Raw genomic sequence first — 16,499 nt, forward strand, 5'->3', positions numbered from 1 at the left:
TTTTTTTATGCCTTGACAATATGAATGAAAAGAAACTGTAATAGTATTATGTCTAAATTTGACGTATAATGAAGTGTGTTGAAAAATGAAACTTTCAGATTTTTCATCTTTTTACAAATGAAAGGGTCATAAATTGTCGAATGCATTCGAAGAGTATGACCGTGTGATAGATAAAATGACATAAAAGATTAGGTGATTTCATGATAGAGATGAAGGAAGTATACAAAGCCTATCCGAACGGCGTTAAAGCGCTCAATGGGATTTCTGTTACCATTCATCCCGGCGAGTTTGTTTATGTTGTCGGTCCGAGCGGAGCGGGTAAATCTACTTTTATTAAAATGATATACAGAGAAGAAAAACCGACAAAAGGACAAATTTTAATCAATCATAAAGATCTCGCTACAATTAAAGAAAAAGAGATTCCTTTTGTGCGCCGTAAAATAGGTGTTGTCTTCCAGGATTTTAAGCTTCTGCCTAAACTAACTGTTTTTGAAAATGTGGCATTTGCCCTTGAAGTGATTGGAGAACAGCCGTCTGTCATTAAAAAACGGGTGCTTGAAGTGCTTGATCTCGTGCAGCTGAAGCATAAAGCAAGACAATTTCCTGACACGCTTTCAGGCGGGGAACAGCAGCGTGTATCTATTGCCAGATCAATTGTGAACAACCCTGATGTTGTCATTGCTGATGAGCCTACAGGAAACCTTGATCCGGATACGTCCTGGGAAGTCATGAAGACGCTGGAGGAAATCAATAACCGCGGGACAACAGTTGTGATGGCGACACATAACAAAGAAATCGTAAACACCATTAAGAAACGTGTCATTGCAATCGAAGATGGTATCATTGTGCGTGATGAGTCAAGAGGGGAGTATGGTTCATATGATTAAAATTCTCGGGCGCCACTTGCGTGAGAGTTTTAAATCTCTCGGGAGAAACACATGGATGACGTTTGCATCCATTAGTGCTGTAACCGTTACGCTGATTTTAGTCGGCGTGTTTTTAGTGATTATGCTGAATTTGAATAACATGGCTTCGAATGCTGAAAAACAAGTCGAAATCAAAGTGTTGATTGATCTGACTGCAGATCAGAAGGCACAGGATAAGCTGCAGAGCGATATTAAGGATTTAAAGGGCATTCAAAGTGTCACTTTTTCATCTAAAGAAAAAGAGCTTGACCAGCTGGTTGACAGCTTTGGCGACAGTGGACAATCCCTGACAATGAAGGATCAGGAAAACCCGCTTAATGACGCGTTTGTCGTAAAAACGACAGATCCGCATGATACGCCGAACGTGGCGAAAAAGATTGAAAAAATGAATCATGTCTATAAAGTTACTTACGGAAAAGAAGAGGTCAGCCGTTTGTTTAAAGTGGTCGGCGTTTCCCGCAACATCGGAATCGCGTTAATTATCGGCCTGGTATTTACGGCGATGTTCTTAATTTCCAACACCATTAAAATTACAATTTTCGCAAGAAGAAAAGAAATTGAAATCATGAAGCTTGTCGGCGCGACGAACTGGTTTATCCGCTGGCCGTTTTTCCTTGAAGGATTGCTGCTTGGCGTATTCGGTTCAGTGATTCCGATCGCACTGGTGCTGAGCACTTACCAATACGTCATCGGATGGGTCGTTCCGAAGGTTCAAGGTTCATTTGTCTCTCTTCTTCCTTATAATCCATTTGTATTCCAAATTTCGTTAGTGCTTGTTGCAATTGGCGCCGTAATTGGCGTATGGGGAAGCCTGACTTCCATCCGCAAGTTTCTGCGAGTATAAAGAGAAAAGCTGTCCCGCTACCGGGGCGGCTTTTCTTTTGCCTTCTTTTTCTTCTATGATTACATGAAATCTCCATCCTTTACATATACTATCTCTAGGTTTTGATAAAGACAGTCTGGCATACAGGAGGAGTAAAGGATGAAGCAAAAATTAATGGCTGTGATCGCAGCGGGGAGCATGTTGTTCGGAGGCGCCGGTGTATATGCGGGAATAAACCTGCTTGAGATGGATAAGCCCCAGACTGAAGCAGTTCCCGCGACGGCACAAGCTGACTCTGAACGGGATAAGGCTATGGACAAAATCGAAAAAGCGTATGAGTTAATTTCGAATGAGTACGTAGAAAAAGTTGATAGAGAAAAGCTGCTCGAGGGAGCTATCCAGGGAATGCTGTCAACACTAAATGATCCTTATTCTGTCTACATGGACAAGCAGACGGCTAAGCAATTTTCTGATTCTCTTGATTCCTCATTTGAAGGCATCGGGGCTGAGGTTGGAATGGAAGACGGCAAAATTATTATTGTTTCCCCATTTAAGAAATCGCCAGCGGAAAAAGCCGGGCTCAAGCCTAATGATGAAATCATCAGCATCAATGGAGAATCGATGGCCGGCAAGGATTTAAACCACGCTGTGTTAAAAATAAGAGGAAAGAAAGGGTCCAGCGTTTCAATGAAGATTCAGCGGCCTGGGACGAAGAAGCAGCTGTCATTCCGGATCAAAAGAGCTGAGATTCCGCTCGAAACGGTTTTTGCTTCAGAGAAAAAAGTGCAGGGGCATTCTGTCGGATATATCGCCATCTCTACTTTTTCTGAGCATACCGCGGAGGATTTTGCAAAAGAGCTGAAGTATCTTGAGAAAAAAGGAATAGAAGGACTCGTTATTGATGTACGCGGCAACCCGGGCGGATATCTTCAAAGTGTGGAAGAAATTCTGAAGCACTTCGTCACAAAGGATCAGCCGTATATTCAAATTGCTGAACGCAATGGAGATAAAAAACGTTATTTTTCAACATTGACCCATAAAAAAACATATCCTGTCAATGTGATCACGGATAAAGGGAGTGCCTCCGCATCAGAAATTCTTGCTGGCGCATTAAAAGAAGCAGGGCATTATGATGTTGTAGGTGATACGTCTTTTGGTAAGGGAACGGTTCAACAGGCTGTTCCGATGGGAGACGGCAGCAACATCAAATTGACGCTTTACAAGTGGCTGACGCCAAATGGGAATTGGATTCATAAGAAAGGAATTGAGCCGACCATTGCAATTAAGCAGCCTGACTATTTTTCCGCCGGGCCCTTGCAGCTGAAAGAGCCGCTTAAAGTGGACATGAACAATGAAGACGTCAAGCATGCACAGGTATTATTAAAAGGCCTGAGCTTTGATCCCGGACGTGACGATGGCTATTTCAGCAAAGACATGAAAAAAGCGGTTATGGCCTTTCAGGATCAAAACAAGCTGGATAAAACGGGTGTAATCGACACTCGCACTGCAGAGGCATTAAATCAGCTGGTAGAAAAGAAAAAATCCGATGAAAAAAATGACTTGCAGCTTCAAACAGCGCTTAAATCATTATTTGTCAATTAAAGGAGATGGTGTCCCATCTCCTATTTCTTTATACTTAACGATAAAATGAACCATAAGTCACATAAAAATTGAGTTTTTGACAAGAAATTAAAAAAATTTTCACAAATAAACATTTATAAAGGACTGTGATTACCCGATATCAATATATGAGAGAGACTTTCTAACGAGATAATATGCATTTAAAATGAAACTTTTGCAAGTTGCCTAGTCTTTGTTTACTTCATACAATATAAGAAGGTTCTAAAAAGAACAGTAATCAGGTTTATGGCAGCTGAACGACAGGTATTAAAGAGTAACGTTAGCGAGAATGCTTGTTAGCACTCCAGTACTGCTGCTTATACTGGCCCGTGCTTATCTGTATAAAGAAAATGGGGGTTCACAATTGAAGAGGGCAAGTATTGTGCGTGAAAAAAAATATTATGAATTAGTTGAACAATTAAAAGACAGAACACAAGATGTAACATTTTCGGCTACAAAAGCACTAAGTCTTCTTATGCTATTCAGCAGGTATTTGGTCAATTACACCAATGTCGAATCAGTAAATGACATCAATGAAGAATGTGCCAAACATTATTTTAATTACTTAATGAAAAACCATAAGCGACTAGGAATCAATCTGACAGATATAAAAAGGTCGATGCATCTGATCAGCGGGTTATTGGATGTGGATGTAAACCATTATTTAAAGGATTTTTCACTATCGAATGTCACGCTGTGGATGACGCAAGAGAGATAAACCCTCCTGAGGATATCCAAGCCACTTAATATTTGATAGAATATGGGTAACATGTTTGGCTTGAGGCGGTGAAAGATAGTGTCTGTTCAATGGGGAATTGAACTGTTAAAAAGTGCGGGCCTGTTCTTCTTACACCCGCTTTTCTGGTTTTTTATCATCATAAGCCTGGCTTTCGGCTATGTTAGAATCAAACGGGAACGTAAAACCTTTCATACAAGAATAGCAGATATTTATGATGATCTGAAATTTACTTATACAAAGGGACTGATCCCTGGTCTCCTTTTGTCAGTTGTTTTAGGCGTACTCGGAATCTCGATTCCTCTCGGTTTACTTGCGATTATTGCCGTTATCACTGCAGTGGCAGCGCTCACTCTTCGCGCAAACTGGATGTCTGCTGCATATATCGTCAGTGTGAGTATGCTGATAGGTTTTGGACTGCAAATGTATCAGGCGGAGCCTTTTCTAGAGAGATTTCCGCAAGGATTTGCAGTCGTTTGGCCGGCTATGGGTGTGTTTTTAGGCTTGCTGATTATCATTGAAGGAGCGGTTGCTTATCGTTCTGCACATGTGAGAACATCACCGGCACTTGTCGTAAGCAGCCGCGGTTTGCCGATTGGACAGCAGCTGGCAAACCGGATATGGCTTTTGCCGCTGTTCCTTCTCGTACCCGGTAACGGATTAGAATCGCACCTCAGTTGGTGGCCTGTGTTTACTGTTCCCGGTGGGTCATTCCATTTTCTATGGATTCCTTACTTTGTCGGATTCGGGCAAAGGGTGCAGGGGTCGCTGCCTGAAACGAGCATAAGGATCACAGCGAAACGCGTTTGTATTCTCGGCCTTGCCGTCACAGTTCTCGGTGCAGCGAGCTTACTGTGGACGCCGCTTGCGGGTGCAGCCGTCTGTGTGGCTGTTTTAGGACGTATTTTTCTGTCCATTAAGCAAAGGGTGAATGATAACGCGGCTCCGTTTTATTTCTCGAAACGTGATCAGGGCTTGATGGTGCTTGGGATTATACCAAACACACCTGCTGAGGATCTGGAATTGAAAATCGGGGAAATCATTACGAAAGTTAATGGCATACCGGTTAAGAATGTTTCTGATTTTTATGAAGCGCTCCAGCATAACCGTGCATATGTGAAGCTTGAAATTATCGGTTTGAATGGAGAAATTCGTTTTGATCAGCGAGCTTCTTATGAGGGAGAACATCATGAATTGGGTATCCTTTTCGTAAAGGATGACCGTGAAGACGAAGCAGCCGCTTTGTCCGGATCATAAAAGACAGCCCGGCACCGCGAGAAGATGTGGTGCCGGGCTGTTTTGTGTTATGCTGAGTTTTTTTCCATCCGTGCCGTTTCATCAGATTTGATGCCTAATGAAACAAAAACGCCAATAATGGATACAGCAAAGAGAATCATAAATAAGGTGTGATATCCCGAAATCAGGCCGATTAAGGCTGATGAAATGATGCTTCCGAAATAACGGAAGGTCGAGAAAATACCAGACGCCACTCCTGACATGCCGGGGTCTACTGTGGCAAGGGAAGACACCTGCATGCTGGTCAGGCCGACTCCGGACGCGAGCCCGCCCAGGATAAGAGAGAGCATGAGGAACAAGACGGAATGTGAGCTGCTTAACAGCAAAAATAATAGATTCGCTCCAGCCATCATGGCAAATGAAAGAAAAATGATTTTTTTTGCTCCCCATTTGTGATGGAGCTGGGCGCCGACCCAGTTGCTGGCCGACATGAATATCGAAAATACAGAGAGCGCCATGCCGCTGTTAGACGTATTAAGCCCAAATTGGCTCGTCATGAATAACGGCATGATCAATAAGACGGCATACATCATCAGATTGCTTAATAAGACTGATAGATTGGCATTTGTAAAGGTTGAGCTTTTAAACAGAGTAAAATCAATAATTGGGTGCTGTGTGCGTTTTTCTCTTCTGAAAAAAAGCGGGACAAAAAGAAGTATCAATGCACTGTATACCGCATAGCCCCATGAAGCCTCGTTTTTCGTCAGCAGGATAATCGAAACGATGCTGCCTGCAAGCAAGACAGAGCCGATAATATCCAGTGGCGCGTCAGATTTATTTTCTTTATATTGAGGGAACATGGTTAATGCCGTAAATAAAGCAATGGCGAGAAATGGGATGTTGACCCAAAAAATCGAATGCCAGCTGAAGCTGTCAATCAGTATAGAGCCAATAAAAGGCCCGAGTGCTGCCCCAAGTCCTGCGCCAAGTCCAAAAAATCCAAACACCTTCGGAAGGCGTTTTTCAGAAACAACGTGACGGATAATGGCAATGCTGTTTGGCGTAAGCAGTGCACCGCCGACAGCCTGCAATGCCCGAAAGACAATCAACAGCAGCAGGCTCGGTGAGAGTGCGCAGCCTAAGGACGCGATTAGAAAAAGGCCGACGCCCCATAAGTACATGGTTTTATTGCCGTACATGTCACCAAGTTTTCCGGCAATCGGCTGTGTGACTGCCATCACGATTAAATAAACGGTAACCACCCAAGTGATGCTGGCGATGGACTCGTTATACGTATGGGATATAGATGAGAGCGCGACCGCGATCATCGTGGAGTTAATGGGAACCAGGATGGCCCCTAATAATAGCGAGACGATCAGCGCCCATTCTTTTCTTGAACTCATTGGGATCCTCCTTTTTGTTATGCCAAGGAGTTCATCACGAAATTCCTTTGACAAATAGAGCTGTGCTATGCTCCAGCATTTTTTCCTGGGGCATTGAAATCACCCGGTCTCCTAAATGGAGACGGTGAATAAAATAACCGAAAATAATCGACATAAACACGTCGGCATGCTCCGCTTCATTTCCTGTCTGAATAACCCCTTTTTCACCCATTGTTTTGAGATAATCAACCAATAGCTGTTTCATAGATTGGGGATATTCTGTTACGTGGTTGATGACATCTTGAAACATGGCCGGTTCACGAAAGCTGATTTTAATGATATCTTTTCTATGTTCCAGCTCCTCTAAGAGACAGGTTCCGATATGAAGCAGGTCTTTGTACAAATCGCCTTCAGTTTGTTCCAGAATGCTGCTTCTGTTTGGAGAATGCTGAGAAAGCAAAGCCTCGACTAGTCCCTGTTTGTTTTTAAAATTCCTGAAAATCGTCGCTTCACTTACATTTGCTTTTTCTGCAATTTCTTTTGTAGTCGTTGCGCGATATCCTTTTTTGACAAGCAGCTGCATGGCAGCGTCAAGGATTCTCTTGTTTGTCGGTCTCAATACGTTTCACCTCACGAATATACTGGCAGGACAAGTATACACCTGCCCCGCTTGTATAAGAAAGAGGGAGGACGCATCAGGCCCGGCTGACAACTGTGATTTTACCGTTGCTTCCATCAACAGTGATGATGTCTCCGTCCCGAAGTCTTTCCGTTGCTGTACGTGTGCCGAGAACGGCGGGAATGCCGTATTCGCGAGCAATGATTGCAGCGTGAGACAAAATGCCGCCTGTATCTGTAATAATTGCTTTTGCGTCTTGGAACAGGCTGGTCCATAGCGGTGTGGTCATTTTGCAAACGAGGACATCCCCAGGCTCGAATTGAGAAAATTCACTGGCGTCCCGAATGATTTTGACCGGACCTGTTGCAATGCCGCTTGATGCAGCAATGCCAAAAATATGATTCTCCGTGTTTTTTTCATCCTCTATCACAGCGCCGACAATTTCTTCTGCAGCTTTGAGCTGTTCTTTTGTCGGAGTGCCGAGATAGGCAGGGGCTTGAGCAAGCTCATACTCGTGAAAGGTCTGTCTGCGTTTTTCAGCCTCTTCTTGCAGGGATACAGGGTGAAGAAGCGCGTTTTCCACTTCATCATCATATAAGAACCAAAGGTCTTCACGATTTTGAATGACACCGTTTTCCGCCAGCAATTCACCTACCTTAAGCAAAAAGACTCTTGCCTTGGCATCCAGCATGGCGTCAATATAAAAGTGATGATCATCCTTTATATTTGCAGAGTTCAACGTCCACTGATAATAACGGTCAAATTCTTTCCGCAAATCGGGATCATTTATGTTTTCCAAGAATTCATTGTATAATTTCTCTCGTTTTTCTTTCGTTTTCTGAAATTCAATGTCAAAATGATAGCCATTGCGGACATAATTTTGAATATTGGCAAGGGCATAATACGGATTTTCTGCCCAGGTCTCTTGAATCAGATCATGGCTCTTTACAGATCGCCATCCGTATTCCTGTAAAAATTCATGGAGGTTCTTCAGGAAGTGTCTGCCCTCATCTGTTTGTTCCATTTTTTCCTGCAGCTGTTCCGGCTTGGTGTTTTCAAAAATGGACAGCAGATTCGGGTTTTCCTGAACCTCAACAGAAAATAGCCACAGGCGGCGGTCTGTTTCCAGTGATTTGTTCATTTTGCCTGTCAGCATCTCGTAAAAATGAGCGTTTTGGGATTCTCCTTGAATATGTTGGTACATCGCTTGCAATTTGTTTGTTAGAAGAACTTGCGGAAAAACGATATTGAAGTGCTCCTCATAAGCCGTGAGATAAAAAGCCTTTAATTTTTGAAAAGCATCTAGTGCACTTTCTGCAGTATGCTCAGTTTGTGCGAGCTGGTCAAGCGTTCTATAAAATGGGAGGTATGTGTGATTGATGATGTCATACATACGCTCCGATAATATTGGAAAAAGCTCTTTGCCGCAGTCTTTAGAAGGCTGCGGCTGTCCGCCCTGATTCTTGGAATAAATATGTCCGCGATAAAGTTTTACTTCATCAACAACTACACCAATCGGGTACTTTTGCATGCTCTTCTTCAAGCCATACTCCAATGCCGGTACGATCAAGGATGAAAATAACGGGCTCACCGGACCTTCAATATTTGACTCCATGTTGAGCCAGAAATCATTCATATCAGCGTCTGTAATCATGAAACTGCGTTCTTCTTCTGCTTCCTTTTTGTCCTGATCAATGGTTGTAATCGGGCGGGCCTGCAGAAGGTATACTTGATGATCAGCGATTCCGAATTCTATATCGACTGGATATCCGTACAGGTCTTCGGTTTTTTTCGTGATTTCAGTCAGTTCAATTACTTGTTCATCTGCAAGGCAAAAACGGCTGCGCATATCTTCGCTCGTTTCTTTTTCTGTGATTCCTTCTGCTGCAGACTCCATATAGATTTCCTTTGCACCTATTTCTTTCTGAATCTCAAACGAAGATTTATTGACTATAAATGTGTCTGGGGTGACACTTCCCGAAACGACAGCTTCCCCCAAACCATAGCTGGCGCTGATTAATAGCTCTCTATCATCATGGGTAACAGGATTACGGCTGAAAATAACACCTGATACCTCTGAATCGATCAGGCCCTGAACGACAACTCCCATTAACGGCTCTGCGATTTGGTTATTCATTTTTTTCTTATAGCTGCTGACTCGGCCAGAGAAAAATGAGGCCCAGCATTCTTTCACTTTAGTGAGAAACTCTTCCTCTGTTTTAATATTTAAGTAGGTTTCATATTGACCAGCGAATGAAGCGCCTTCTAAATCTTCTGAGGCAGATGAAGAACGCACGGCAACGGATTGGTATGATTCTCTCAGCTTGTAGAAGGAACTTGTCAGCTCATGTTTCAGTTCTTCAGAAAACGTTCCGGCGATGATCCCGCTTTCGATGTTTTCGCTAGTTTCACGAAGCTGGTTTTCCTCCATAAAACGGGCGAGCGCATTCGTCTGAATAATAAACCCGTCCGGAACAGGAAGACCGTGTTTGGTCAATTTAATCAAGTTCATGCCTTTTGCTCCAGCAAGCTGGCTGGACTCTTCTGCTTGGCGAAATATTACAGAATACATATTTGAAACCCCTCTTTCCTTCATTTTGTTTTTCTCTCTAGTCTTTTTATGACGGAGCCTGTGTTTAAAAAATGATAGTAAACACTATCATTCAATTGTAGGTTTTTAGGAAAATGCTGTCAAACGCAGAAAGCCCTAAATAAAATGAATAGTTAAGTTAGTTAGATTATCATGAAAAATGGGGCCAGGCTGGTGCTGTATGCCTATTTTTCTTATATTCTCGGAATCTGGCGGCGGGCATGCTTTAATAAAAAAAGTGCCGCTGATTGGAACAGCGGCACTCATGTAAATTCATATATGTTCTTACTTTATGGAATAAGTGAAATCATAGTTGCTTATTGTGCTGTAGTCGCCATCATGGGATTTCAGCCTCATATACACACGTTCTCCGGACTTCTTAATCGAGAGTAAGTTCCTCCTTGGCCATGATCTTCAGTTTGGATAACAATTGTCCAAAGGAACCATTCTTCATCGGCAGCCGTCTGGAGCTTCCATCTATAATGATTATCGGGAAGAACTTCGAGGGCTGAACTTTTATCATCAGCTAGATTTGTGATTGCAAAAGCGGGTTGTGATGCCATAAGGAGACCGGGGGAGTCAGCTGCTGTTGAAACATATGTAACGAACTTGAACTTCATATTTGTCCACTCCTGTCCATTTTTGTATTGAACTGCCCAGATCTACAACCATACTATATAACTCTGCTTGTTTATCTTGTGAATCATTCCATTCTATTATTTATCATTGTTTGATCTATTGATGTTTCTATTGACCGGGACCAAAGCGCAAATATAGTGATTGATTTTGGCTGAAAAAGGGTATGGTGTAGAAAGAGGGAACGATTGCACGATTGTCCGATTCTTCATTTTTTACTATAATCAGATCAGATGAAGAATCCCTGAGGAGGGTTTTTGTTGATTACAAAAGCCGTTTTTGCATTGTTTTTCCCTTTTATGCTCGTTGTTCTTTTTACAAGAGTCACCTTTAATCATTATGTGGCGATCGCTCTAACAGCTGCATTGCTGTTTGCCTCTTATTTAAAAGGCTATACAGAAACGTATTTTATTGTAGGATTGGATGTTGTGTCTCTTGTGGCTGGCGGACTGTATATGGCCAAAAAAGCTGCTGAGAAAAAAGAAGAATAAATCGGACATAATGAATATAAAGACTGAATTCCTGCTTTTACGTTTTAAAAGCAGGTTTTTTATACACGAAAACAGCTGGAAATAAAAAACCACCGAACTTTAGTTCGTATTTTTAGTGATTTTGCATTCCATTGTGTTACTATATCTATAGGAAGATTTCGTTAAAGAAACGGAGGCTTATTTTGTGAAAGATCGCTTTGAGTTAGTCTCGAAATATCAGCCCCAGGGAGATCAGCCGAAAGCCATTGAAAAACTTGTAAAAGGAATTCAGGAGGGCAAGAAGCATCAGACTCTGCTGGGGGCGACAGGAACGGGCAAAACATTTACGGTGTCCAATTTGATTAAAGAAGTCAATAAGCCGACGCTTGTCATTGCCCATAACAAAACCCTCGCCGGACAGCTTTACAGTGAGTTCAAGGAATTTTTTCCGAACAACGCTGTCGAGTATTTTGTCAGCTACTATGATTATTATCAGCCGGAGGCGTATGTGCCTCAAACGGATACGTTTATAGAGAAAGACGCAAGTATTAATGATGAAATAGATAAATTAAGACACTCCGCAACATCGTCTCTGTTTGAGCGGAGAGATGTCATTATTATTGCGAGTGTGTCTTGTATATATGGTCTCGGTTCGCCTGAAGAATACCGGGAAATGGTCGTGTCACTGCGGTCTGAAATGGAAATTGAGCGCAACGAGCTGCTCAGAAAGCTTGTAGACATCCAATATGCCCGCAACGATATCGACTTTCAGCGCGGTACATTTCGGGTGCGCGGAGATGTAGTGGAAATCTTCCCGGCATCCCGTGATGAACACTGTATCAGAGTCGAGTTTTTCGGAGATGAAATCGAGCGGATCCGAGAAGTGGATGCCCTGACAGGAGAAATTCTCGGCGACCGTGATCATGTCGCGATTTTCCCGGCATCCCACTTCGTAACGCGGGCCGAGAAAATGGAGAAAGCGATTCAAAATATCGAGAAAGAGCTTGAGGAGCAGCTGAAGGTCATGCATGAAAACGGCAAGCTGCTGGAAGCGCAGCGTTTAGAGCAGCGGACAAGATATGATCTTGAAATGATGCGGGAAATGGGTTTCTGCTCCGGCATTGAAAACTATTCAAGACATTTGACGCTTCGGCCTCCGGGTTCAACACCGTATACGCTTCTTGATTATTTTCCTGACGATTTTATGATCGTGGTGGATGAGTCGCATGTGACAATTCCTCAGGTGCGCGGCATGTTTAACGGAGACCAGGCGCGGAAACAGGTACTCGTGGATCACGGTTTCCGGCTTCCGTCAGCGCTTGATAACCGTCCGCTCCGTTTTGAAGAGTTTGAAAAGCATATGCACAATATCGTGTATGTATCAGCAACGCCAGGGCCGTATGAGATTGAGCACACGGATGAAATGGTCGAGCAGATCATCCGTCCGACAGGGCTTCTTGACCCGCTGATTGATGTGCGTCCGATTGAAGGCCAGATTGATGATTTGATCGGTGAAATTCAAGCAAGGATTGAGCGGAATGAACGGGTGCTCGTGACAACCCTGACGAAAAAAATGTCAGAAGACCTGACCGATTATTTAAAGGAAATCGGCATTAAAGTAAACTATCTGCATTCAGAGATTAAGACGCTTGAACGGATTGAAATTATCCGTGATCTGCGTCTCGGCAAGCATGATGTGCTTATCGGCATCAACCTGCTGAGGGAAGGGCTCGACATTCCTGAAGTATCTCTCGTTGCGATTTTGGATGCGGATAAGGAAGGCTTCCTTCGTTCTGAGCGTTCGCTGATCCAGACCATCGGACGGGCAGCAAGAAACTCAGAAGGCCGCGTCATTATGTACGCAGATAAAATGACGAAGTCTATGGAAATTGCGATTAATGAAACAAAACGCCGCCGCGAGCAGCAGGAGCGGTTTAACGAAGAGCACGGCATTACGCCGAAAACGATAAATAAAGAAATTCGCGATGTCATTCGTGCCACAGTAGCAGCTGAGGATAAAGCGGAATACAAAACAAAAGCCGCGCCGAAGCTGTCGAAAATGACGAAGAAAGAACGCCAGAAAGTCGTTGAACAGATGGAGCACGAAATGAAGGAAGCAGCCAAGGCGCTTGACTTTGAAAGAGCCGCGGAGCTTCGCGATTTACTTTTAGAGCTAAAAGCGGAAGGATGATGAACAAATGGCTATGGATCGGATAGAGGTGAAGGGAGCCCGGGCGCATAACCTGAAAAATATCGATGTAACGATTCCAAGAGATCAGCTTGTCGTTGTTACGGGTTTGTCCGGATCAGGGAAATCCTCCCTTGCCTTTGATACCATATATGCAGAAGGGCAGAGACGGTATGTCGAGTCATTGTCTGCCTATGCCCGCCAGTTTTTAGGACAGATGGATAAGCCGGATGTCGATGCGATTGAGGGGCTGTCTCCCGCCATCAGCATCGATCAGAAAACCACGAGCCGCAATCCGAGGTCTACTGTCGGTACGGTAACTGAAATTTATGATTATCTGCGTCTTTTGTATGCGAGAGTAGGGAAGCCTCATTGTCCGGAGCACGGAATTGAGATTACATCGCAGACCATCGAGCAAATGGTCGACAGAATTCTGGAATACCCGGAACGGACGAAGCTTCAGGTGCTGGCCCCGATCGTATCGGGCCGTAAAGGCGCCCATGTCAAAGTCCTTGACCAGATCAGAAAACAAGGTTATGTCAGAGTCAGAATTGACGGCGAAATGGCTGAGCTTTCTGATGATATTGAATTAGAAAAGAATAAAAAGCATTCGATTGAGGTTGTCATTGACCGGATTGTGGTGAAAGAAGGTGTGGCGGCCCGTCTGTCAGATTCATTGGAAACGGCGCTTCGTTTAGGTGAAGGGCGGGTCATGATTGATGTCATCGGTGAGGAAGAGCTGATGTTTAGTGAGCATCATGCCTGCCCGCACTGCGGTTTTTCAATCGGTGAGCTTGAGCCGCGGCTGTTTTCGTTCAATAGCCCGTTCGGAGCGTGTCCGACATGTGACGGTCTCGGAATGAAGCTTGAAGTGGATGCGGATCTCGTCATCCCCAATCAAGATTTGTCATTAAAGGAGAATGCGGTCGCCCCTTGGACACCGATCAGTTCACAGTATTATCCGCAGCTTCTTGAGGCGGTCTGCACCCATTATGGGATTGATATGGACGTGCCAGTAAAAGATCTGCCGCAGCATCAGCTGGATAAAGTGCTGTACGGCAGCGGAGACGACCTGATTTATTTCCGTTACGAAAATGATTTTGGGCAAATCCGTGAAGGCGAAATTCAATTTGAAGGCGTATTGCGCAATATTGAAAGACGGTATAAGGAGACAGGCTCTGATTTCATCCGTGAGCAAATGGAGCAGTATATGTCTCAGAAGTCTTGTCCGACATGCAAAGGCTATCGGTTAAAGAAAGAGGCGCTTGCCGTACTGATTGACGGCCGCCACATCGGAAAAATTACCGAGCAGTCTGTAGCCGACGCACTTGCTTTCTTCAAAGGCCTTACCCTTTCTGAGAAGGATATGCAGATTGCCAATTTGATCTTGCGTGAAATTGTGGAGCGTTTAAGCTTTCTGGACAAAGTCGGCCTTGATTACCTGACATTGAGCAGGGCAGCGGGAACATTGTCCGGGGGAGAGGCGCAGCGCATCAGGCTGGCAACGCAAATCGGCTCGCGCTTATCCGGTGTGCTTTATATTTTAGATGAACCGTCTATCGGCCTGCATCAGCGTGATAACGACCGCTTGATCAGCGCTCTGAAAAATATGAGAGACCTTGGGAACACGCTGATTGTTGTCGAACACGATGAGGACACGATGATGGCAGCCGATTATTTAATAGATATTGGACCTGGTGCCGGCATTCACGGCGGTCAGGTGATGGCTGCGGGTACGCCGGAAGAAGTGATGGAAGATCCAAATTCATTAACGGGCAGCTATTTATCAGGGAAAAAGTTCATCCCATTGCCTCCTGAAAGAAGAAAGCCGGACGGCCGTTACATTGAAATTAAAGGCGCTGCAGAAAACAACCTGAAAAAAGTGAATGCCAAGTTCCCGCTTGGAACGTTCACAGCGGTTACAGGGGTTTCCGGCTCAGGAAAGAGTACTCTCGTCAATGAAATTTTGCATAAGGCGCTGGCGCAAAAGCTTCATAAAGCGAAGGCGAAGCCCGGTAGCCATAAAGAGATTAAAGGTTTGGATCATTTAGACAAAGTCATTGATATTGATCAGGCGCCAATTGGAAGAACGCCGAGATCCAACCCTGCGACATACACCGGTGTGTTTGATGACATTCGAGATGTATTCGCGCAGACAAATGAAGCGAAGGTCCGCGGTTATAAAAAAGGCCGCTTCAGCTTTAACGTGAAGGGCGGGCGCTGTGAAGCCTGCCGCGGAGACGGGATTATTAAAATTGAAATGCACTTCCTTCCTGACGTGTATGTTCCGTGCGAGGTGTGCCACGGCAAACGCTATAACCGTGAAACGCTTGAAGTGACGTACAAAGGAAAAAGCATCTCTGATGTGCTTGATATGACGGTTGAAGATGCTCTTTCTTTCTTTGAAAATATCCCGAAAATCAAGCGTAAGCTCCAAACTCTTTTTGATGTTGGCTTAGGTTATATTACGCTCGGTCAGCCAGCTACAACCTTGTCGGGCGGAGAAGCGCAGCGTGTGAAGCTTGCATCAGAGCTGCACAAACGCTCAACTGGACGTACGCTCTACATTTTAGACGAGCCGACGACAGGTTTGCACGTCGACGACATCGCCAGACTCCTTGTCGTGCTTCAGCGTTTGGTTGACAATGGAGATACAGTACTCGTCATTGAGCACAATCTTGATATCATTAAGACGGCGGATTACATTGTCGATCTGGGGCCAGAAGGCGGAGCCGGAGGCGGAACCATTGTCGCGTCAGGAACGCCTGAGGAAATCACTGAAGTGGAAGAATCGTATACAGGCCGTTATTTGAAGCCTGTTATGGAGCGTGACAAAAAACGCATGACATCGCTCTTGGAAGCGAAAGAAACGGCAACATCTTAAAACCCTCTTTTCAGAGGGTTTTGTCTTTTCTTTGCAGTATATATTACAAAGTCTTCTTATACAGCTGCTTACTTACACTCATTAAATCTTGAACGATATGCGTGTTGCTGCTGTCAAGCAGTACTTTTATGTATTGAATATCGTGAGAGATCGGAAGAGGTCCGTGGATCTGTTCAAGCTCAGCGATCATTTCACGATTCATTCTTTTTTGTTCACGAATCAGCTTTAACACCGATTCCTGTGTTACTGTATAGTCACTGGGGTCTTTCTCCATTGCTTGTCCAGCCTCCTTGATTGCCGTAAGCTTTTTACATATTGTAATCGGTACAGCCGGAAGATTCTACTTCTAAAACTTTTTAAAATCCAATTTCCGTAAATCGGAGCATGTC

General features: G+C 44.1%; 12 protein-coding genes. 8 read left to right on the forward strand and 4 right to left on the reverse strand.

What is annotated here, in order from left to right:
• Positions 1-200 precede the first annotated feature (200 nt).
• The 5 genes from ftsE (at position 201) to minJ (ending at position 5,362) form a co-directional block, all read left to right on the forward strand.
• On the forward strand, positions 201-887 hold the full coding sequence (gene ftsE / locus AC0C66_RS11355; protein ID WP_003219741.1) for a cell division ATP-binding protein FtsE: 687 nt from the start codon (positions 201-203) through the stop codon (positions 885-887).
• Positions 880-1,770 carry a permease-like cell division protein FtsX gene (ftsX, locus tag AC0C66_RS11360; RefSeq protein ID WP_072182575.1) on the forward strand — a complete coding sequence of 297 codons (891 nt, stop codon included), beginning with the start codon at positions 880-882 and terminating at the stop codon, positions 1,768-1,770. Before ftsE ends, ftsX begins: the two co-directional genes overlap by 8 nt.
• A 138-nt stretch (positions 1,771-1,908) precedes the next feature.
• Positions 1,909-3,351 carry a carboxy-terminal processing protease CtpB gene (ctpB, locus tag AC0C66_RS11365; protein WP_472973582.1) on the forward strand — a complete coding sequence of 481 codons (1,443 nt, stop codon included), beginning with the start codon at positions 1,909-1,911 and terminating at the stop codon, positions 3,349-3,351.
• Between the two features lie 382 nt (positions 3,352-3,733).
• The gene (gene swrA, locus AC0C66_RS11370) at positions 3,734-4,087 is read left to right on the forward strand and encodes a swarming motility protein SwrAA (RefSeq protein WP_015251121.1); all 354 of its coding nucleotides are present in this window, start codon (positions 3,734-3,736) and stop codon (positions 4,085-4,087) included.
• Positions 4,088-4,165: 78 nt separating this feature from the next.
• A complete protein-coding gene (minJ, locus tag AC0C66_RS11375) occupies positions 4,166-5,362 on the forward strand; it encodes a cell division topological determinant MinJ (RefSeq protein WP_014115326.1) in 1,197 nt (398 codons plus the stop codon).
• 47 nt (positions 5,363-5,409) lie between these two features.
• Here the strand turns inward: minJ and AC0C66_RS11380 are convergent, their stop codons facing one another.
• The 3 genes from AC0C66_RS11380 to AC0C66_RS11390 form a co-directional block, all read right to left on the reverse strand.
• Entirely contained in the window at positions 5,410-6,744 is a 1,335-nt protein-coding gene (locus tag AC0C66_RS11380; protein WP_072182554.1) for an MFS transporter, read from the reverse strand.
• Between the two features lie 34 nt (positions 6,745-6,778).
• Positions 6,779-7,342 (reverse strand): TetR/AcrR family transcriptional regulator, encoded by a 564-nt coding sequence (locus AC0C66_RS11385; RefSeq protein ID WP_014115324.1) that lies wholly within the window; start codon positions 7,340-7,342, stop codon positions 6,779-6,781.
• A 76-nt stretch (positions 7,343-7,418) separates the two neighbouring features.
• Positions 7,419-9,914: a PEP/pyruvate-binding domain-containing protein gene (locus AC0C66_RS11390; RefSeq protein ID WP_461845763.1), complete on the reverse strand. Its 2,496-nt coding sequence runs from the start codon at positions 9,912-9,914 to the stop codon at positions 7,419-7,421.
• 914 nt (positions 9,915-10,828) lie between these two features.
• On the opposite strand from AC0C66_RS11390, the gene AC0C66_RS11395 reads away from it, so the two are divergent.
• The 3 genes from AC0C66_RS11395 to uvrA all read left to right on the forward strand — a co-directional run bounded on the left by AC0C66_RS11395 (position 10,829) and on the right by uvrA (position 16,110).
• The gene (locus AC0C66_RS11395; protein WP_003228053.1) at positions 10,829-11,059 is read left to right on the forward strand and encodes a CsbA family protein; all 231 of its coding nucleotides are present in this window, start codon (positions 10,829-10,831) and stop codon (positions 11,057-11,059) included.
• 184 nt (positions 11,060-11,243) lie between these two features.
• Complete coding sequence (gene uvrB, locus AC0C66_RS11400) at positions 11,244-13,229, forward strand: excinuclease ABC subunit UvrB (RefSeq protein WP_014115321.1); 1,986 nt, start codon at positions 11,244-11,246, stop codon at positions 13,227-13,229.
• A 7-nt stretch (positions 13,230-13,236) separates the two neighbouring features.
• Positions 13,237-16,110 (forward strand): excinuclease ABC subunit UvrA, encoded by a 2,874-nt coding sequence (uvrA, locus tag AC0C66_RS11405; protein ID WP_014115320.1) that lies wholly within the window; start codon positions 13,237-13,239, stop codon positions 16,108-16,110.
• Positions 16,111-16,153: 43 nt separating this feature from the next.
• Here the strand turns inward: uvrA and AC0C66_RS11410 are convergent, their stop codons facing one another.
• Positions 16,154-16,384: a hypothetical protein gene (locus AC0C66_RS11410; protein ID WP_003219764.1), complete on the reverse strand. Its 231-nt coding sequence runs from the start codon at positions 16,382-16,384 to the stop codon at positions 16,154-16,156.
• Positions 16,385-16,499: the final 115 nt, after the last annotated feature.

The organism is Bacillus sp. VA13 (genome assembly GCF_055710085.1).

What these genes read in the sequence shown, in the direction of transcription:
- ftsE (WP_003219741.1), top strand. Translation starts at nt 201, where the DNA reads ATGATAGAGATGAAGGAAGTATACAAAGCCTATCCGAACGGCGTTAAA.
- ftsX (WP_072182575.1), top strand. Translation starts at nt 880, where the DNA reads ATGATTAAAATTCTCGGGCGCCACTTGCGTGAGAGTTTTAAATCTCTC.
- ctpB (WP_472973582.1), top strand. Translation starts at nt 1,909, where the DNA reads ATGAAGCAAAAATTAATGGCTGTGATCGCAGCGGGGAGCATGTTGTTC.
- AC0C66_RS11380 (WP_072182554.1), bottom strand. Translation starts at nt 6,744, where the DNA reads ATGAGTTCAAGAAAAGAATGGGCGCTGATCGTCTCGCTATTATTAGGG.
- AC0C66_RS11390 (WP_461845763.1), bottom strand. Translation starts at nt 9,914, where the DNA reads ATGTATTCTGTAATATTTCGCCAAGCAGAAGAGTCCAGCCAGCTTGCT.
- uvrA (WP_014115320.1), top strand. Translation starts at nt 13,237, where the DNA reads ATGGCTATGGATCGGATAGAGGTGAAGGGAGCCCGGGCGCATAACCTG.
- AC0C66_RS11410 (WP_003219764.1), bottom strand. Translation starts at nt 16,384, where the DNA reads ATGGAGAAAGACCCCAGTGACTATACAGTAACACAGGAATCGGTGTTA.